General features: G+C 67.2%; 16 protein-coding genes. 13 read left to right on the top strand and 3 right to left on the bottom strand.

What is annotated here, in order from left to right:
* Positions 1-14: 14 nt before the first annotated feature.
* Positions 15-1,184, bottom strand: a complete 1,170-nt coding sequence (gene efeO, locus G6N18_RS17715; RefSeq protein ID WP_083000489.1) for an iron uptake system protein EfeO — start codon at positions 1,182-1,184, stop codon at positions 15-17.
* Positions 1,185-1,187: 3 nt separating this feature from the next.
* Here efeO and G6N18_RS17720 point away from each other — a divergent pair, with 3 nt between their 5' ends.
* Positions 1,188-3,338 carry a hypothetical protein gene (locus tag G6N18_RS17720; protein ID WP_244960060.1) on the top strand — a complete coding sequence of 717 codons (2,151 nt, stop codon included), beginning with the start codon at positions 1,188-1,190 and terminating at the stop codon, positions 3,336-3,338.
* Here G6N18_RS17720 and G6N18_RS17725 read toward each other — a convergent pair.
* A complete protein-coding gene (locus G6N18_RS17725; protein ID WP_083000362.1) occupies positions 3,335-4,291 on the bottom strand; it encodes a UTP--glucose-1-phosphate uridylyltransferase in 957 nt (318 codons plus the stop codon). The genes G6N18_RS17720 and G6N18_RS17725 overlap by 4 nt on opposite strands.
* A gap of 231 nt (positions 4,292-4,522) precedes the next feature.
* On the opposite strand from G6N18_RS17725, the gene G6N18_RS17730 reads away from it, so the two are divergent.
* The 12 genes from G6N18_RS17730 to egtE all read left to right on the top strand — a co-directional run bounded on the left by G6N18_RS17730 (position 4,523) and on the right by egtE (position 16,798).
* Positions 4,523-5,788: an aspartate kinase gene (locus G6N18_RS17730; protein ID WP_067219523.1), complete on the top strand. Its 1,266-nt coding sequence runs from the start codon at positions 4,523-4,525 to the stop codon at positions 5,786-5,788.
* Positions 5,789-5,790: 2 nt separating this feature from the next.
* On the top strand, positions 5,791-6,849 hold the full coding sequence (locus G6N18_RS17735; RefSeq protein WP_083000360.1) for an aspartate-semialdehyde dehydrogenase: 1,059 nt from the start codon (positions 5,791-5,793) through the stop codon (positions 6,847-6,849).
* A 40-nt stretch (positions 6,850-6,889) separates the two neighbouring features.
* On the top strand, positions 6,890-8,017 hold the full coding sequence (locus G6N18_RS17740) for a glycoside hydrolase family 183 protein (RefSeq protein WP_407663583.1): 1,128 nt from the start codon (positions 6,890-6,892) through the stop codon (positions 8,015-8,017).
* A 75-nt stretch (positions 8,018-8,092) separates the two neighbouring features.
* Entirely contained in the window at positions 8,093-8,506 is a 414-nt protein-coding gene (locus G6N18_RS17745; protein WP_234806101.1) for a hypothetical protein, read from the top strand.
* A 174-nt stretch (positions 8,507-8,680) separates the two neighbouring features.
* Positions 8,681-10,141: a catalase gene (locus G6N18_RS17750; protein ID WP_083000357.1), complete on the top strand. Its 1,461-nt coding sequence runs from the start codon at positions 8,681-8,683 to the stop codon at positions 10,139-10,141.
* Between the two features lie 63 nt (positions 10,142-10,204).
* Positions 10,205-10,633: an organic hydroperoxide resistance protein gene (locus G6N18_RS17755; RefSeq protein ID WP_179962320.1), complete on the top strand. Its 429-nt coding sequence runs from the start codon at positions 10,205-10,207 to the stop codon at positions 10,631-10,633.
* 46 nt (positions 10,634-10,679) lie between these two features.
* Positions 10,680-11,288: a sensor domain-containing protein gene (locus tag G6N18_RS17760; RefSeq protein ID WP_083000484.1), complete on the top strand. Its 609-nt coding sequence runs from the start codon at positions 10,680-10,682 to the stop codon at positions 11,286-11,288.
* 138 nt (positions 11,289-11,426) lie between these two features.
* Entirely contained in the window at positions 11,427-12,704 is a 1,278-nt protein-coding gene (egtA, locus tag G6N18_RS17765) for an ergothioneine biosynthesis glutamate--cysteine ligase EgtA (protein WP_083000482.1), read from the top strand.
* Positions 12,701-13,975 (top strand): ergothioneine biosynthesis protein EgtB, encoded by a 1,275-nt coding sequence (gene egtB, locus G6N18_RS17770; RefSeq protein ID WP_083000355.1) that lies wholly within the window; start codon positions 12,701-12,703, stop codon positions 13,973-13,975. The genes egtA and egtB overlap by 4 nt, the downstream gene beginning before the upstream one ends.
* Positions 13,975-14,676 carry an ergothioneine biosynthesis protein EgtC gene (egtC, locus tag G6N18_RS17775; RefSeq protein ID WP_083000353.1) on the top strand — a complete coding sequence of 234 codons (702 nt, stop codon included), beginning with the start codon at positions 13,975-13,977 and terminating at the stop codon, positions 14,674-14,676. Before egtB ends, egtC begins: the two co-directional genes overlap by 1 nt.
* Positions 14,676-15,677 carry an L-histidine N(alpha)-methyltransferase gene (gene egtD, locus G6N18_RS17780; protein WP_083000351.1) on the top strand — a complete coding sequence of 334 codons (1,002 nt, stop codon included), beginning with the start codon at positions 14,676-14,678 and terminating at the stop codon, positions 15,675-15,677. Before egtC ends, egtD begins: the two co-directional genes overlap by 1 nt.
* Positions 15,674-16,798 carry an ergothioneine biosynthesis PLP-dependent enzyme EgtE gene (gene egtE / locus G6N18_RS17785; RefSeq protein ID WP_083000350.1) on the top strand — a complete coding sequence of 375 codons (1,125 nt, stop codon included), beginning with the start codon at positions 15,674-15,676 and terminating at the stop codon, positions 16,796-16,798. The genes egtD and egtE overlap by 4 nt, the downstream gene beginning before the upstream one ends.
* On the opposite strand, the gene G6N18_RS17790 is transcribed toward egtE, so the two are convergent.
* Positions 16,795-18,288 carry a glutamate-cysteine ligase family protein gene (locus tag G6N18_RS17790; protein ID WP_067219677.1) on the bottom strand — a complete coding sequence of 498 codons (1,494 nt, stop codon included), beginning with the start codon at positions 18,286-18,288 and terminating at the stop codon, positions 16,795-16,797. The two genes, egtE and G6N18_RS17790, sit on opposite strands and share 4 nt — an antisense overlap.
* Positions 18,289-18,344 lie beyond the last annotated feature (56 nt).

Genomic DNA, 18,344 nt, shown 5'->3' on the forward strand with positions numbered 1-18,344 from the left:
TCGACGGGGAAGCCTCATTGCCGGGAAATGACACCCTGCACCTTGTCGACTTCGGCGATCAACGCATCGACGGCCCGTGAAAGTTCTTGCCGCTCAGGCTCGGTCACCTTGTCGTAGGGCACGAAGCCGGCGTTCCACTGGTGCTTGTCCAGCAGCCCCTGGACAGTGGCGAACGCCAGGTCGACCTGCGCGCCCAGCTCGTGGTCCCGCTCGTCGATGATCGGCCGAACCGAGCCGACCGCAGTACGGGCACCGTCGAGGTTGGCCTGGATGTCCCAGAGGTCGGTGTGGCTGAAGACCTCTTCGGCGCCGGCGATCGTGTTCTGCGCGATCTTGGCCAGCAGACGTTGTGCTCCACCGGCGATCTCGGTGGCGTCGATCGTCCATTTCGGGTCCTTGACGAGGGCGTCGAGTTCTTTGACATCGGCCACCAGCTGATCCGCGATCGCGCCGGTGTCCGGCTGCAGGTTGCTCAACCACAGGTCCTTTTCCAAGCGGTGGAACCCGGTCCACCGCTCGCCCGGGCGCACATCGGCCTCGCGCTGGTCGATCCGCCGGCCCAGATCGTTCGGGAACGATTCGGCGACCTGTTCGACACGCCCGTAGTAGGTGCGGGCCTGGGAATACAACTCCTGGGCACCTTCCCAGTCGCCCTTCTTCGTAGCGCCGGCGAACACCTCGGTGGCGGTCACCAGATTGGTGGTCTGGCCGATGACGTAGGCCTTGTAGCTGTCGGCGGCTTCCTTGAACCCGTCCTGGGCATCCGCCGGACGCGCGTTGCCGGTGACGGTGAAGTCACCGCGGATGCCGTCGCCGACCATGCCGGGCTTGCAAGCGGTGTAGTACCTGCCCGGCTCGAGCAGCTGCACGACCAGTTTGCGCTGCAGGCCGGGGGCGATGTTCCCCACTTCGCCCATGACCCGGTCACCGGCGCCGTAGAGGTAGAACTCGGTGACCGCAGTGCCGTGGTTGGTGATCACGAACGTGGTCGTGCCGGTGCCTGCGGAGGCCTTCGACAGCTGACATGATTCATCGCCGGCCGCCACGGTGATCTCACTGCTGTCGGGCTTGCCATCAGGAACCGTCGGCTTGGGCGCGCACCCGGACATGAACATTGCGGTGAGGCCGACCACTACGACGGCAGCGGTCAACCCCGCTTTTGCGTTGTGCGCAACGCGAGCCATGTCATGGACCTTTCCGAGCAGTTCGGACACCCACCACCAGATAACCAAGCCAACAGCAAAATTGCAGCATTGCGAGAAACGAGTGCTGGTCGGCCAATTGCCAGTCAGTCAACTGTGCCCGCCGGTACTATCCGATCCCGGTTGGGATTACCAGCCGGGACATCCGAAAGCAGGTCGAACAGCGTGCACCCGCTGAGCCGCAGCATCCTGGCGCGCGTGCTGCTGTCGGCGATGTTGGTGCTCCTGCCGGCAGTGGGCGCCGGGCTGCTCATGGCTACCGCGCACGCGCAGCCACCCCCGCCAGACCAGCCGAGCCTCACGTTGCCCTGGCAGGAACTCGGACTCAGTTCCGAGATCTTTCTCGATCCTGATCACCCGTCGAGCTTCACCATGCCGGTCCCCACCGGGCTGACCGCCGTGCGGTTGAGCGGCACCATCGCCGCGCCCCTGAACATCGATGCCGGCACCCTCGTGATCACAGGCAACGGCAACCTCCTCGCGGCGATCGATCTGCCCCCGGGGGCGACCAGTAGGCCCGCAACACCACTCGACGTCGACCTTTCGGCAGCAGGCGGGGGTGGTTCGTCGGTCGACCTCACGTTCGACATTCGGCCACGCTTCGATCCGCAATACTGCGGGCCACGACGGCAGTTGGTGTTGAACAACCTTGCAACAGTCTTCACCGGGATCGAGGTCGCTCCGACGACGATCGCGAACTTCTTCCCGACGGTCCTGCAGCGCGCCACGATCTTCACACCGACTGATGCCGACGCCGATGAACAACAAGCGGTGCTGTTGCTGGTCTCCACGTTGGCGCGGCTCTACCAGAACCAGCCGATGGTCATCAGTGTCGTCAACCAACCCCGTGGCGCGACGCCGCCGCCGGCTGATCAGCTGGCGCGCACGATCCTCGTAGAGAAGGGCGGTACCGCCGGCCTGAAGGTCGAAAACCGCGACACCCCAGAGGTATTCCTTCGAGTCTCCGGCAGCGGTGGCGAGCTGTCGACCCAGGTGTCGCTGCTTGCCAATCAGCTTCAGGCGCTGGCGCAGGTGGACACGGTCCGGGTGGAGCAGGCAGAGTCTCCAGCCGCCGCGCCGAGCGGTGACACGATGACGTTCCGCCAGTTGAACATCGAAGGCCAAACCGACGTCATTTGGACCAGCAGCCTGTCGGTCGGCGTCGACCGTGCCTCACTCGGGTCGGATCGCGTCGATGGCGTGCAGGTGCATCTGCTTGCCGATTACACACCCGTGGCCAGAGACGACGCAGCATCGGTGGTGATCCGGTCCGGCGGGGTGGTTGTCTATCGAGCGGCGCTCGACAACACCGGTCTGCTGGATGCGACCTTCGATCTGGACAGCGAGAAGATCGGTCAATTCGTCGACCTCGATATCGCCCTCACCTACACCCCGCGCGAAACCTGTGGAGCACTCATTGCGCCCCTCACCTTCCAAGTCGATCCGCGCTCGACCTTGACCGTGCACCGCGGTGGCCCCCCGCTGCACGGTTTCGGCGCCGCACCATCGGAGTTCAGCCCCAGTTTCATGGTCGCGATGGACGGGACCGGCCCCAATCAGCTGGCCTACGTCGCCCGGCTGGTCGCGTCGATGGCGCGTTCCTCCAGCAAACCACTTTCGCCACAAGTGGTAGATCTCAACACTGCCGCCGCCGCCAGCACGGGGGCGCTGATCGTGGCCAATGCCGAGGCGCTGAAAGAGACCGCTCTTGACCCGCCTATCAGTGGTGACGGCACGACGGTAGAGGTCGGAGTGCCCACCGAGGTCCGTGTGGACATAGCCGGTGGCCTCGGGTCGATTCAGGCCTTCGCCGACCAGCCTCGGAATCGGTCGGTCATCCTCGTCACGACGACGGCCGCCTGGACACTGGTCGACCCGCTGTTCAGCTATCTCGGCGGCTTGAATGATGACCTGTCTGCGCTGAAGGGCGATGTGCTCTTCGCCGGTGCGGCGGGTGAGCCGACGAATCTCGCCATCCGAACTACTGGGGACGCCTCCGATACCGCGGAATCGCCGCAGTCGCTGAGTCGATCGATCGCGATAGGCGCAGCAGTCGCGGTGGTTGCCGTCATCGCGATGGCCGCGGCGGTGCTGTGGTCGAGAAGGCGTCGCACCAGCAGAGGTTCGGCCGACTAGGTGGGAGCCTCGCGCGGCGGGCCCTCGATCTCGTTTGCCAGGGTGTGCAGCAGCGGGCCTTCGAGCTGGGCTGCCAGCTTCCGTAGCACCGGCCCGTATTCAGGATGGGTCAGGGCGAATGCGAACTGCGCGACCAGGTAGTCGGATGGATTGCCGGTGTCACACCAGTGTCCCTGGATCACCTGACCGTAGACGGCATGGTCCTTGGCGTAGGTGTTGATCGCGTCGGTCAGGTAGATCTCACCCGTGTGGGCCTGCTCGTACCAGCGTTTCGTCTGCTCACGCAGCTCGTCGACGACGCCGGGTGTGATGACATAGCCGCCGATGGCGGCGTACTCCGACGGAGCCTCCTGTGGCTGTGGTTTCTCGACGATTCCTGTGACCCGCAGCAACCCGCCGTCGAGATCCTCTTTGATGATCGGCACGCCGTACCGGCGTGAGTTCTCCGGCGCCATCGGCATCAGCGCCAGAACTGGGGACGCGGTCTGTTCGTAGGCCCTGATCAGTTGCTGGGCTCGGGGCACCTCGGCGACGAAGACGTCGTCCGGCCAGAGGACCAGGACCGGCTCGTCACCGAACGAGCGTGAGGCGTTGAGCACCGGGGTGCCGTTGCCGTACGGACCGTACTGGTAGAGGTACGTGATATGCCCGTGCTGGGACAATCTGCCGACGTCCTCGACCGCGTCGGCGTACGCCTCCTTGCCGTCCGCGCGCAGTTGGTCGACCAGCGCCGGATTGGGTCGAAAGTGCTCCTGTATCAGGGTCTTTCCACCCGACACCACAATCATTATGTCGGTGATGCCGGAGTTGATCAGCTCGCGCACAGTGTGTTCGATGACAGGCTTGTCGCCGACCGGCAACATCTCCTTGGGGATCGCCTTGGTCATCGGCAACAGGCGCGAACCGATGCCGGCCGCGGGAATGACCGCTTTGCGGATGGTCTGTCGCACCATGTGTGCCTCGCTCAGTCAGGCTTGGCGGCCGGGAGTCAGATCGTGAGCAGTATCTGCCGCAAGTTCCGCGCATATCCTATTCACCGCACGGCGACATTTTGGTGATGCTGGCGTGGCCGGCCGACCGCTCGGTGCGCCGGGCACGTCCGCCGAATCACCGGCGGAAAAAATCGCGCGCACGTCTCCCTTATCCTTGTTGGGACTCAATCCCGGCTTGTTGAGAGGTAGACAGTGGCGCTCGTCGTGCAGAAGTACGGCGGATCCTCGGTGTCCGACGCCGAGCGGATCCGTCGAGTCGCCGAGCGCATCGTGGAAACCAAGAAAGCCGGCAACGACGTCGTCGTGGTCGTCTCGGCGATGGGCGACACCACCGACGACCTGCTCGACCTGGCCCAGCAGGTTTGTCCCGCGCCGCCCGCGCGCGAGATGGACATGCTGCTGACGTCCGGGGAGCGGATCTCCAACGCGCTGGTCGCCATGGCCATCCATTCGCTGGGCGCGCAGGCGCGGTCGTTCACCGGATCACAGGCCGGGGTGATCACCACCGGCATCCACGGCAACGCCAAGATCATCGACGTCACACCGGGCCGGTTGCGCGACGCGCTCGACGAAGGCGTGATCGTGCTGGTCGCCGGTTTCCAGGGAGTCAGCCAGGACAGCAAGGACGTGACCACGCTGGGCCGGGGCGGCTCGGACACCACGGCGGTCGCGTTGGCCGCGGCCCTGGAGGCCGACGTGTGCGAGATCTACACCGACGTCGACGGCATCTTCACCGCGGACCCGCGGATCGTGCCCAACGCGCGTCACCTCGACCGGATCAGCTTCGAGGAGATGCTCGAAATGGCCGCCTGCGGTGCCAAGGTGCTGATGCTGCGGTGTGTGGAATACGCCCGCCGCTATCACGTGCCGATCCGCGTGCGCTCGTCATACTCAGACAATCCCGGCACCCTGGTGTCCGGATCGATGGAGGACATACCCGTGGAAGACGCCATCCTGACCGGAGTCGCACACGACCGCAGTGAAGCCAAGGTGACCGTCGTCGGCATCCCGGACGTGCCCGGTTACGCCGCCAAGGTGTTCCGCGCGGTCGCCGACGCCGACATCAACATCGACATGGTGCTGCAGAACATCTCCAAGGTCGAGGACGGCAAGACCGACATCACGTTCACCTGCCCCCGGGACAACGGTCCGGCGGCGGTGCAGAAGTTGAGTTCGCTGCAAGGGGAGATCGGGTTCACCGGTGTGCTCTATGACGACCACATCGGCAAGGTCTCGCTGGTGGGCGCCGGCATGAAGAGCCATCCAGGCGTGACCGCGAAGTTCTGTGAAACCCTGGCGTCGGTCGGAGTGAACATCGACTTGATCTCCACCTCGGAGATCCGGATCTCGGTGCTGGTCAAGGACACCGATCTGGACAAGGCGGTCGCCTCGCTGCACGAGGCGTTCGGCCTGGGCGGCGAGGAGCAGGCCGTCGTCTACGCGGGAACGGGGCGGTAGCCATGGTAGCCATAGGCTTACAGATAGGCATTGTGGGTGCGACCGGTCAGGTCGGCCAGGTGATGCGGAACCTGTTGGAAGAGCGCGACTTTCCGGCTTCCTCGGTGCGCTTCTTCGCATCGGCGCGGTCGCAGGGCAAGAAGCTCTCTTTCCGCGGCCAGGAGATCGAGGTCGAGGACGCCGCCACCGCCGATCCCGCGGGCCTGGACATCGCGTTGTTCTCCGCGGGCGCGACGATGTCGCGTGTGCAGGCGCCGCGGTTCGCCGAGGCCGGCGCGGTGGTGATCGACAACTCGTCGGCGTGGCGCAAGGACCCTGACGTGCCGCTGGTCGTCAGCGAGGTGAACTTCGCGAGAGATGTCGGGCGCAGAGCCCGCACTCTCAAGCGAGGCATCATCGCGAACCCGAACTGCACCACGATGGCCGCGATGCCGGTGCTCAAGCCGTTGCACGACGAAGCGGGCCTGGTGCGGATGATCGCGTCGACCTACCAGGCGGTGTCGGGCAGCGGCATCGCCGGCGTCGACGAGTTGTTCAGCCAGGTCAGCGCGGTCGCCGCCAACAGCAGGGATTTGGTGGCCGACGGTGGCGCGCTGGACTTCCCGGCGCCGTCGAAGTATGTGGCGCCCATCGCGTTCAACGTCGTCCCGCTGGCGGGTTCGTACGTCGACGACGACTCCGGGGAGACCGACGAAGACCAGAAGCTGCGCAACGAGAGCCGCAAGATCCTGGGTATCCCGGACCTTGCGGTCAGCGGGACCTGCGTGCGGGTCCCGGTGTACACGGGCCATTCGCTGTCGTTGAACCTCGAGTTTGCCCAACCGCTTTCGGTGCAGCGCGCCACCGAATTGCTGGGATCGGCCCCGGGTGTGAAGCTCGTCGACGTTCCGACGCCGCTGGCAGCCGCCGGTGTGGACGACTCGCTGGTCGGCCGGATCCGCCAGGATTTCGGTGTGCCCGACGGGCGTGGGCTGGCGCTGTTCGTATCCGGCGACAACCTTCGGAAGGGCGCGGCACTCAACACCATTCAGATCGCCGAGCTGCTGGCCGCGGAACTCTGATTTGCGTCGAAACCGACGTTCGGGTGGAAATGCGCGAGTGATTTCCGCCATTTCGTCGGTCTCGTCGTTCACCGCGGGCTCGGTTGTCGCGGTTGCCATCTTGTCCGCCGCACCCGCCCATGCACAGCCGGCGCCGATTCCCGACCCGGTGCTACCGCCGCTGGGGCCAGGACAGGTGATCCGGATCGGCCCGACGGCCGGAACCGGCACGCCGACACGTGATTACGGCGTCGGTGCCACGGATCTGTGCGAGTTCGTGGAGTTTCCCAGCGGCATCCTGCAGGTGTGCGGCGACAGCTTCGCCGGCCAGGGTGTCGGCTACGGTGGCTGGTTCTCGCCGATCGCGCTGCACGTCGAGACGGATTCGATCGACGACCCGACCGGCGTGCGCTATGACGGCGTGACGGGCACTGACCGCCCGCTGCTCGCCGACCCGACGCCGGCGGGCATGTCGCAGTTGCCTGCCGGGGTGGTGCAGATCAACCGCGAGAACTACATGATGATCACGACGGTGCGTGAGCTGGAGCCGGAGTCGTCGCGGTTGGTGAAATCCGATCCGGCGCAAGGTAGTTGGCCGACGGTGGACGGATCGGAACGAGCGGCTTCATACGAGGGGGGCCGGCAGTCGCAGATCAGCGGCTACTACGATCCGATCCCGCGGCCCGATTCGCCAACCGGATGGGTCTACATCGTGGCCGACAACTTCGACCGCAGTGCGTCGCTGACCCTGTACCGCGTTCCACCCGAGGCGTTCGAGGACCGGTCCAGCTGGCAGGGCTGGTCGGACGTTTCGGGTTGGGGGAATCCGCCGACGCCGCTGTGGCCGGACGCGGTGGGCGAGATGAGCATCCGGCAGATCGACGGCAAGACCGTGCTGTCGTACTTCAACGCCACCACCGGCAACATGGAGATGCGCGTGGCCGACGATCCGACTGGGCTGGGCACCGCGCCGGTGACGACCGTCGTCGTCGCGACCGAGTGGCCCGATCCGGTGGACCATCTCGGGCCGCCGGAGAACAACCGGCTGGCTCAACCGTACGGCGGATACATCTCGCCGGGCTCGACGCTGGACGAGGTCCGGGTGTTCGTCAGCCAGTGGAACACCGGCCCACGCGGCGGGTCGCCGTACCGGGTGATCCAGTTCGCGGTCAACCCGTTCAAGCCGTAGCCAGCGGGCGCATTCACAGCCCGCTCACAGGTGGCGCATGACCGGCACATCGGAACTGCCCGCAAGATGGCAGCCATGAGTCAAACACCTAGCGAACCTGGAACCGAACCCGTCGTCACCGCACCCCCGCACGATCCCGTGGCCCCGACCGGGCGTGAGGAATCGCGCCGCTCCCGACTCGGCGCCGTCGCCGCCTGGGTCGGCATCGTCGCCGGCGTGGTCTTCGTCGTCGCGGTGATCTTCTTCTCCGGTTTCATCATCGGCACGCACTCCGGCGGTCACCACCGCGGCGGCCACCACGGTGGCCACGACCGTGACGCCGCGATCTTTCACCGTGGCCCGCCGCCGGGATTCCCGATGGGGCCGCGCGCTGAATTCGAGCGTCCGCCGTTCGGTGGTCCGGGCGGCGCGGATGGCCCGCGGTTTCATCCGCCTCAGCAGCCGCAGTCGCCCGAGGCACCTACCACGACTGCGCCAGCGCGTCCGTAACGACGTTCGAACTCGAGGGCCCGGTGTTTGCCGGGCCCTCGAGCCGGCCCAGGGCTCCGAGCGGCGCCGCCGAAAGCACCCTCGGCGCGATGTTTTGGATCGACGCGCTCAGGGGACCATCACCTTGAAGGAGGCGGTGCAGCCCGCTGCCGCCCGATTCGAGGAGTGACGCCCATGAGCGACAAGTACACGACCAATGACGCAGGTAATCCGGCACCCAGCGATGACAATTCGCTGACCGTCGGGCCGGACGGCCCGATCCTTCTGCAGGACCACTACCTGATCGAGCAAATGGCGAACTTCAACCGGGAGCGCATCCCGGAGCGCCAGCCACACGCCAAGGGTGCCGGCGCGTTCGGCCACTTCGAGGTGACCAACGACGTCAGCCGCTACACCAGGGCGGCGGTGTTCCAGCCGGGCGCGAAGACCGAGATGGTGGCCAGGTTCTCCACCGTGGCAGGTGAGCGCGGCAGCCCTGACACGTGGCGCGACCCGCGCGGGTTCGCGCTGAAGTTCTACACGTCAGAGGGCAACCTCGACCTGGTCTGCAACAACACGCCCGTCTTCTTCATGCGCGACCCGTTGAAGTTCCAGCACTTCATCCGTTCGCAGAAGCGCCAGCAGAAGAACAACCTGCGCAGCAACCACATGCAGTGGGACTTTTGGAGTCTCTCCCCGGAGTCGGCGCATCAGGTCACCTGGCTGATGGGCGACCGGGGCATCCCGAAGACATGGCGGCACATGAACGGCTACGGCAGCCACACCTACAGCTGGAGCAACGCCGACGGCGAGATCTTCTGGGTGAAGTACCACTTCAAGACCGACCAGGGCGTGGAGTTCCTGACCCAGGAGGATGCCGACCGGCTGGTGGGCGAAGACACCGACTTCCACACCAGAGACCTCTATGAGGCGATTGAGCGGGGTGAGCACCCGAGCTGGTCGCTGAAGGTGCAGATCATGCCGTTCGAAGAGGCAAAAACCTACCGGTTCAATCCCTTTGACCTGACCAAGGTGTGGCCGCACGGCGACTATCCGCTGATCGACGTCGGCAAGATGACGCTCAACCGCAACGTCACCGATTTCCACACCGAGATGGAGCAGGCGGCGTTCGAGCCGAACAACATCGTGCCCGGTACCGGGTTGAGCCCGGACAAGATGCTGCTGGCCCGTGGCTTCTCCTACGCCGACGCGCATAGGGCTCGGCTCGGAGTCAACTACAAGCAGATCCCCGTCAACTCGCCGCACGTGGAGGTGAACAGCTACTCCAAGGACGGCGTTATGCGGGTGCAGAACGTCACCGACCCGGTGTACGCACCCAATTCCTACGGTGGTCCGCAGGCCGACGAGGCCCGAGCCGCCGAGGTGCGCTGGATGTCCGACGGCGACATGGTCCGCGCGGCCTATACGCTGCGTCAAGACGACGACGATTGGGGCCAACCCGGCACGCTGGTGCGCGACGTACTTGATGACGCCGCGCGAGAACGCTTGGTCCACAACATCGTCGGCCACCTGTCCGACGGAGTGCAGGAACCGGTGCTGTCCCGGGCGTTCGAGTACTGGCGCAACGTCGACGCCGATCTCGGCAAGAAGGTCGAAGAAGGAGTGCGGGCCGCGCTGAACGGAAGCGGGGCGTAGCCGTCCGCAGCGCTACCGAAGGGGCGTCTTGCCGTCTGCGGCGAGGCTGGCATGATCGAGCCTATGAGCATTGAAGTCGTTTTCACCTCTGAGTCAACCGCAACCGGTGGCGGCCGCGAAGGCCACGTCAAGTCCTCGACCGGCAAGATCGATCTGGGCACGAACCACCCCAAGGAGATGGGTGGGAGCGGAGAGGGCACCAATCCCGAAGAGTTGTTCTCCGCCGGCTACGCCGCGTGCTTCCTCGGCGCGCTGCGGCTGGTGGCGAAGAACGACGACGTCAAGCTGGACGACGCGACCGGCATCACCGCCCAGGTCGGCTTCGGCAAGGATCCCGAGGGCGGCTTCGGCATCAACGCGCACCTGATCGGCTACCTGCCCGGCCTCGAGCAGAGCGCGGCCGACGACCTGATGAACAAGGCGCATCAGGTCTGCCCGTACTCGAAGGCCACCCGCGGCAACATCGACGTCAAGCTGTCGGCGAAGGTCTGAGCCGGTGCGGATCGCCGCCCTAGCCGGCGTCGGTCTTGCGTTCGGAATGTCGATTGTGGCGCCTGCCGATGTCGCCGCGGCGCGTCCGTCGGATCCCGGCGTGGTGAACTACGCCGTGCTTCCCAAGGGCTCGGTGGGCAACATCGTCGGGACCACAATGCGATTCGAGACGACGTTCACTGATCCGCTGCAGTCGTTCCGCGTCGACAACCCGGTGTGCAACAACTGGGCCGACATCGGCTTGCCGGACGTCTACGCCGACCGGGACCTGGCGTCGTTCAACGGTGCCGTGACGCAGGAGTCGCCTACCGACGCGACGCATCTCGTCAAGCAGGCGGTCGGGGTGTTCGCGACGGCCGACGCGGCCGACCGGGCCTTCCGCCGCGTCGTCGACCGCACCGTCGGCTGCAGCGGTCAGACCACCGCGATGCACCTGGACAACCTGCGCACCCAGGTCTGGACGTTCACCGGCGGGCCCGCCTCGGCGACGGACGCCGACTGGGTCAAACAGGAAGCCGGCACGGATCGGCGCTGCTTCACCACCACCCGCAAGCGGGAGAACGTCCTGCTGCAGGCCAAGGTCTGCCAATCCGGTAACGGCGGTCCCGCGGTGAACGTGCTGGCAGGAGCGATGCAGAACACGCTCGGCCAGTAGCCGAGAGGGGCAGTCGCCTACATGTAACGGACGCGTCATCGGAAAAATCGCGAGACTTTGTCGGTCTCGTCTGGAAGATGGTTGAAGGGGGCGAGCGGTCCAAACCCGGAAGGGGATGGTTGGGTGACCTTCACCATCATGTCCGAGGTGGACGACGCGCACCCGCCGCGAGCCGCTTCGGCAGAGCTGACCAGCGCGCAGGCCGCTGCGCTGCACGTCGGCGCCGGGTGTCTGCGGGACGGCCCGGTGGGTCGGGTGGGTCTGGAGATCGAGGCGCACTGCTTCGACCTGGCCGACCCGATGCGTCGGCCCGCCTGGCAAGAACTCACCGACATCATCGCCGGATTGCCGGCATTGCCGGGTGGCAGCAGGGTCACCGTCGAACCCGGCGGGGCCGTCGAACTGTCCGGCCCACCATTGCCGGGTCCGATGGCCGCGATCGACGCGATGATCGTCGACCGTGCGGTGCTGCGGGCGGCGTTTGCGGCTGCGGGCTTCGGCCTGGTGCTGCTCGGTGCCGATCCGCTGCGGGCGCCGCAGCGGATCAATCCCGGTGCCCGCTACCGCGCGATGGAGGCCTTCTTCGAGGCCAGCAGGACCGGCGCTGCGGGCGCAGCGATGATGACGTCGACGGCCTCGGTGCAGATCAACCTCGACGCCGGGCCGCGGAACGGCTGGGCGGATCGGGTGCGGCTGACCCATGCGCTCGGGCCGACGATGATCGCGGTCGCGGCGAACTCACCGCTGCTGAGCGGACGGTTCTCCGGCTGGCAATCCGCACGGCAACGGGTGTGGAGTCGACTGGACGCCGCGCGTTGCGGTCCTGTACTCGGCGAAAGCGGCGACGACCCGGCCAGCGACTGGGCCCGGTATGCGCTCAAGGCGCCGGTCATGCTCGTCAACAACACGGCCGCCGACGCCGCCCCGGTGACCGAGTGGGTGCCGTTCGCCGACTGGGTCGAGGGGCTTGTGCCGCTGGGCGGGCGTAGACCCACCGAAGCCGATCTCGACTACCACCTGACCACGCTGTTCCCGCCGGTACGGCCGCGTCAATGGCTGGAAATCCGGTACCTCGACAGCGTGCCGGAAGCCGTCTGGCCGGCGATCGTGTTCACGTTGGTCACGCTGCTCGACGATCCGGCCGCCGCCGACGTCGCCGCCGAAGTCACCGAACCCGTCGCCACCGCCTGGGATCTGGCCGCCCGCGTCGGCCTGGCCGACCGCCGGTTGCAGAGCGCCGCCGAACAATGCGTGCACGCTGCCGCCGAACGCGCGCCGGCCGAACTCGAGGAATCGATGCGACAGTTGGTGCGTTCGGTCGAACAGGGACGGTGTCCGGCCGACGAGTTCAGCGACCGCGCCGTGAGATACGGGATCGCGCCGGCGGTCGCCCAACTGGCCCGAGGAGAAGTGTGACTTCACGCGAATCGATCGCGCGCGAACTCACCATGGCACGCGAGCGCACCTTGCGGCTGGTCGATTTCGACGACGCCGAACTGGGCCGCCAGTACAGCCCGCTGATGAGCCCGTTGGTGTGGGACCTCGCGCACATCGCGCAGCAGGAGGAGCTGTGGCTGCTGCGCGACGGCAACCCGGATCGGCCGGGCATGCTGGCGCCCGAGGTCGAGCGGCTCTACGACGCGTTCGTCAACTCCCGTGCCAGCCGGGCGACCCTGCCGCTGCTTCCGCCGTCGGACGCCAGGGCCTACTGCGGCACCGTGCGCAACCGGGTGCTCGACGCGTTGGACGCGATGCCCGAGGACGATCCGGCGTTCAACTTCGCGCTGGTCATCAGCCACGAGAACCAACACGACGAGACGATGCTGCAGGCGCTGAACCTGCGCAGCGGCGCGCCGCTGCTCGACGCCGGCGCCCAGCTGCCGCAGGGCCGTTCAGGCGTCGCGGGCACCTCGGTCCTCGTGCCTGCTGGCGAGTTCGTCCTCGGCGTCGACGCGGTCACCGAACCACACTCGCTGGACAACGAGCGTCCGGCGCACGTCGTCGATGTGCCCGCCTTCCGGATCGGCCGCGTCCCGGTCACCAACGCCGAGTGGCGCGGGTTCGTCGACGACGGCGGCTACGACAATCCGCGATGGTGGTCGCAGCGCGGCTGGGCGCACCGGCAGGAGGCGGGTCTGCGGGCGCCGCTGCTCTGGAACACCGACGGCACCCGCACGCGGTTCGGCCACCTCGAGGACATCCCGGGTGACGAACCCGTCCAACACGTCACCTACTTCGAGGCCGAGGCCTACGCGGCGTGGGCAGGCGCGCGGCTACCCACCGAGATCGAGTGGGAGAAGGCCTGCGCGTGGGATCCGGCGGCCGGTGCCCGACGACGCTACCCGTGGGGCGCCTCGGAACCGACGACGCACCTGGCCAACCTCGGCGGCGACGCACTGCGACCCGCCCCCGTCGGCGCCTATCCGGCGGGCGCGTCGGCGTACGGCGCCGAACAGATGCTGGGCGACGTGTGGGAGTGGACCACGTCGCCGCTGCGGCCGTGGCCGGGTTTCACGCCGATGATCTACGAGCAGTATTCGGCGCCGTTCTTCGACGGTGACTACAAGGTGCTGCGCGGCGGGTCATGGGCCGTGGCGGCAAGCATCCTGCGGCCCAGCTTCCGCAACTGGGACCACCCGATCCGGCGGCAGATCTTTTCGGGCGTGCGCCTGGTCTGGGACGTCTGATGTGCAGACATCTCGGGTGGCTCGGCGAACCCGTGTCGGTGGCGTCGCTGGTTCTCGAGCCCGCCAACGGCCTTCTGGTGCAGTCGTATTCACCCCGCAGGCAGAAGCACGGCCTGATGAACGCCGACGGGTGGGGGGTCGGTTTCTTCTCGGCCGATGTGCCTGGCGACACGCCCCGGCGGTGGCGCAGTGCCACGCCGCTGTGGGGTGACGGCTCGTTCGCGTCTGTCGCCCCGGCGCTGCGCAGCGGTTGTGTGGTGGCGGCCGTGCGGTCGGCAAGCATCGGCATGCCGATCGAAGCGACGGCGTCGGCCCCGTTCACCGACGGGCACTGGTTGCTGTCGCACAACGGACTGGTGGACCGCGCCGTCCTGCCGTTGTCACCGCGCGCCGAGTCGATGAACGACAGCGCCCTGCTGGCGGTGCTGATCTTCGACCGGGGGCTCGACGCACTGGGCGACACCATCGTCGAGGTCGCCGCCGCAGACCCCGATGCTCGGCTCAACATCCTGGCGGGCAACGGATCTCGGTTACTCGCAACCACATGGGGGGACACCCTGTCGATGCTGCGTCGAAGCGATGGCGTCGTGCTTGCCAGCGAACCCTACGACGACGATCCGGCCTGGGCGGAAGTTCCCGACCGCCATCTCGTGCACGTACACGGCCCGGAAGTCGAACTGATCCCGCTGAAAGGATCGTGATGACAGTCAAGCGAGGAGCGGAGGCGGATCGGGCATCCACCCTGTCGCTGTCGAACCACCTGTCCGCCGACTCGGCCGCGGTGGCGCTGCGCCGCGACGTACTCGACGGTTTGACGCAGCACCCGAAGTCGTTGCCGCCCAAGTGGTTCTACGACGCCGTCGGAAGTGACCTGTTCGACCAGATCACCCGGCTGCCCGAGTACTACCCGACGCGAACCGAGGCGCAGATCCTGCGGGAGCGAGCCGCCGAGATCGCCGCGGCCTCCGGTGCGGACACGCTCGTCGAACTCGGCAGCGGCACGTCGGAGAAAACCCGCATGCTGCTCGACGCCCTGCGCGACAGCGGGTCGCTGCGCCGGTTCATCCCGTTCGACGTCGACGTGGGAGTGCTCACCGCAGCCGGGTCCGAGCTCAGCATCGAGTATGCCGACATCGAGATCGACGCGGTCTGCGGTGATTTCGAGGAGCACCTCGACCGGATTCCACGGATCGGGCGCCGTCTGGTCGCGTTCCTCGGCTCGACGATCGGCAACCTCACCCCCGGTCCGCGCGCCGACTTCCTCGCGAGGCTGTCGCAGACCCTGCGGCCCGGCGACACGCTGCTGTTGGGCACAGATCTGGTCAAGGACGCCGACCGACTCGTGCGGGCGTACGACGACAGCGCGGGCGTCACCGCGAGGTTCAACCGCAACGTGCTGGCGGTGGTGAACCGGGAACTGCACGCCGACTTCGACCCGGAGGCGTTCGAACACGTCGCCAAGTGGAACGCCGACGAGGAGCGCATCGAAATGTGGTTGCGCGCCAGCGCCTCTCAGCGGGTGACAGTGCGCGACCTCGACCTGAACGTCGACTTCGCCGACGGCGAGGAGATGCTCACCGAGGTGTCGTGCAAGTTCCGCCCCGACGGCGTTGCCACCGAACTCGCTGCCGCCGGGCTGCGGCCCACCCACTGGTGGACCGACGCAGCGGGGGACTTCGGCCTGTCGCTTTCGACGAAATGAGCCTCGCCGAACAGTGGCGGTCCGCGCGACCGGCCGTCGCAGGGCTGCATCTCGACAGCGCGGCCTGCTCACGCCAGAGCTTCGCGGCGATGGACGCCGCCGCGCAGCACGCCCGGCACGAAGCCGAGGTCGGCGCGTACGTCGCCGCCGAAGCGGCCACGCCGGTACTGGACGCGGGGCGCGCGGCCATCGGCGTGCTCACCGGGCTCAGCGGCAGCGATGTCGTGTTCACGACCGGCGCCAACAATGCGCTGGACCTGCTGCTGTCCGCCTGGCGCGGCCCGCGCACCCTGGCCTGCTTGCCGGGCGAGTACGGACCGAACCTGGCCATCATGGCCGCCAACGGTTTCGACGTCCGCCCGTTACCGGCCGACGGGGACGGCCGCCTCGACGTCGAGGCCGCCGCGCGTCTGCTCGCCGAGAACCCGCCCGCCCTGGTGCATCTCACGGCACTGGGCAGCCACCGCGGCACCGCCCAACCGCTCGCCGCATTGACGCAGATATGCCGTGACCTCGACGTGGCGCTGGTGGTCGACGCCGCGCAGGCGCTCGGCCATCTCGACTGCGCGGTCGCGCCGTCGGCGATCTACGGTTCGTCACGCAAATGGCTCGCCGGTCCACGCGGAGTGGGCTTTCTGGCGATTGCGCCGGCGCTGGCCGAACAGCTGCGGCCGCGGTTGCCGCCGCCGGACTGGAATCTGCCCTTGACGCTGATGCAGCGGCTCGAACAGGGAGAGGCGAATGTCGCCGCCCGCGTGGGGTTTTCCGTCGCGGTCGGTGAGTATCTGGCCGCGGGACCCGTTCGCGTGCGTGAACGCCTGGCCGAAGTCGGCCGGATGACACGCGAGGCGGTGGCCGGCACCCGCGGCTGGCGCGTGGTCGAGGCGACCGACGAGCCGACGGCCGTCACCACGCTGGCGCCGACGGCAGGCGCCGACCCCCAGAAGGTACGAGCCTGGCTGATTGCCGAGCGCGGCATCGTCACCACCCACGCCGAAGTGTTGCGCGCTCCGTTCGAGATGACGACGCCGGTGCTGCGGGCGTCGCCACACGTCGATGCGACGCCAGAAGACCTCGGGCAGTTCGCCGAAGCGCTGGCGACCGCGACCGAGAAGGCCTAGTCCACCTGGTCCTCGAAACCCTCATCCCAGGTGTGCACGGGTTCGTTGCTGTGCATCCGCGTCCCGTACCGGCGCAGCATCTCCGCGAGCGCGGCGGGCCGCGCCATACCCCGTTCCTGCAGCGCCCGCACCGTCGAGACCTGCCACGTGGCGCCGTTGCGACCGGTCTTGGCGCGGCCCTCGATCACTCCGAGATACCGGTCGCGCACCTCGGCCGCCACCTCCCAACGGCGCAGGCCCTCGTCGGCCATCGGCAACAACTGGCGCAGCACCAACTCGTCCGCCGTCACCTCGCCCAGGCCGGGCCAGTACAGCCGGGCGTCTATTCCGTGTTGCGCGGCTTGCACGAAGTTGTGCTGCGCCGCAGGGAAACTCATCTTGGTCCACAACGGCCGGTCCTCCTCGGACAGCGTCCTTAGCGTGCCGTAGTAGAACGCGGCGTTGGCCATCATGTCCACCACGGTCGGACCCGCGGGCAACACCCGGTTCTCCACCCGCAGGTGCGGACGGCCGTGCACGACGTCGTACACCGGCCGGTTCCACCGATAGATGGTGCCGTTGTGCAGCCGCAGCTCGGCCAGCTTCGGAGTCCGGCCCTCGGCGAGCTCGCGGACCGGATCCTCGTCGGACAGTTCCGGCAGCAGCGACGGGAAGTAGCGCACGTTCTCCTCGAACAGATCGAAGATCGAGGTGATCCAGCGTTCGCCGAACCAAACGCGGGGCCGGACGCCCTGCGCCTTTAGCTCGTCGGGCCGGGTGTCGGTAGCCTGGGCGAAGAGCTCGATGCGGGTCTCGGCCCACAGTTCGTGGCCGAAGAAGTACGGCGAGTTGGCGCCCAGCGCGAGCTGCGGCCCCGCCAGCACCTGGGCGGCGTTCCAATTCTGCGCGAAGTCGGCGGGCGACACCTGAAGGTGCAGTTGCATGCTCGTGCACGCGGACTCCGGCGCGATCGAGGCGGTTTGCAGGCTCAGTCGTTCCGGTCCGACGATGTCGATCAGAATGTCCTCGCCGCGTGCGGTGAAGATCGAGTCGTTGAGCGCCTGATACCGCGTCGACTCGCTCATCCAGTGGCCTGCCAGGTGCTCGGGTAGCAGCGTTGGCAGAATCCCGATCATCACGATGTGTGCGTCGTGCCGGTTGGCCTTCGTCTCGGCCGCGTTGAGGCTCGCGCGCACCTCGGTTTCCAGTTCGAGCGCAGCCCGTCCGGGCAGCCGGCGCGGCGGCACGTTGAATTCGATGTTGTAGGCGCCCAATTCGGTTTGATAGGCCGGATCGGCGATCGCCTGCAACACCTCCTGGTTGCTCATCGCGGGCTGATACGCCGAGTCGACCAGATTGCACTCGATCTCCATGCCGGTCAGCGGCCGTTCGAATTCGAAGCTCGACTGGGCGAGCATGGTCTCGAAGACGTCGAGGCACTGCTGCACCTTGCGGCGGTACTCCCGGCGGTGCGCGCCGCTGTAGCCGGTACCCTTCACTTCCTCACCCACACCGCCATTGTCGGCGAGTGTGCGGGTTCGCACCGAGACACGCCGCTATTCGTCGG

Origin of the sequence: Mycolicibacterium celeriflavum, from assembly GCF_010731795.1 — a bacterium.
GTDB lineage: Bacteria > Actinomycetota > Actinomycetes > Mycobacteriales > Mycobacteriaceae > Mycobacterium > Mycobacterium celeriflavum.

Coding starts and splice junctions, on each gene's coding strand:
- G6N18_RS17745 (WP_234806101.1), top strand. CDS start 8,093: ATGAGTCAAACACCTAGCGAACCTGGAACCGAACCCGTCGTCACCGCA.
- G6N18_RS17750 (WP_083000357.1), top strand. CDS start 8,681: ATGAGCGACAAGTACACGACCAATGACGCAGGTAATCCGGCACCCAGC.
- G6N18_RS17760 (WP_083000484.1), top strand. CDS start 10,680: ATGTCGATTGTGGCGCCTGCCGATGTCGCCGCGGCGCGTCCGTCGGAT.
- efeO (WP_083000489.1), bottom strand. CDS start 1,184: ATGGCTCGCGTTGCGCACAACGCAAAAGCGGGGTTGACCGCTGCCGTC.
- egtD (WP_083000351.1), top strand. CDS start 14,676: ATGACAGTCAAGCGAGGAGCGGAGGCGGATCGGGCATCCACCCTGTCG.
- egtC (WP_083000353.1), top strand. CDS start 13,975: ATGTGCAGACATCTCGGGTGGCTCGGCGAACCCGTGTCGGTGGCGTCG.
- G6N18_RS17725 (WP_083000362.1), bottom strand. CDS start 4,291: ATGGTGCGACAGACCATCCGCAAAGCGGTCATTCCCGCGGCCGGCATC.
- G6N18_RS17720 (WP_244960060.1), top strand. CDS start 1,188: ATGGACCTTTCCGAGCAGTTCGGACACCCACCACCAGATAACCAAGCC.
- egtA (WP_083000482.1), top strand. CDS start 11,427: ATGTCCGAGGTGGACGACGCGCACCCGCCGCGAGCCGCTTCGGCAGAG.
- G6N18_RS17735 (WP_083000360.1), top strand. CDS start 5,791: ATGGTAGCCATAGGCTTACAGATAGGCATTGTGGGTGCGACCGGTCAG.
- G6N18_RS17755 (WP_179962320.1), top strand. CDS start 10,205: ATGAGCATTGAAGTCGTTTTCACCTCTGAGTCAACCGCAACCGGTGGC.
- egtE (WP_083000350.1), top strand. CDS start 15,674: ATGAGCCTCGCCGAACAGTGGCGGTCCGCGCGACCGGCCGTCGCAGGG.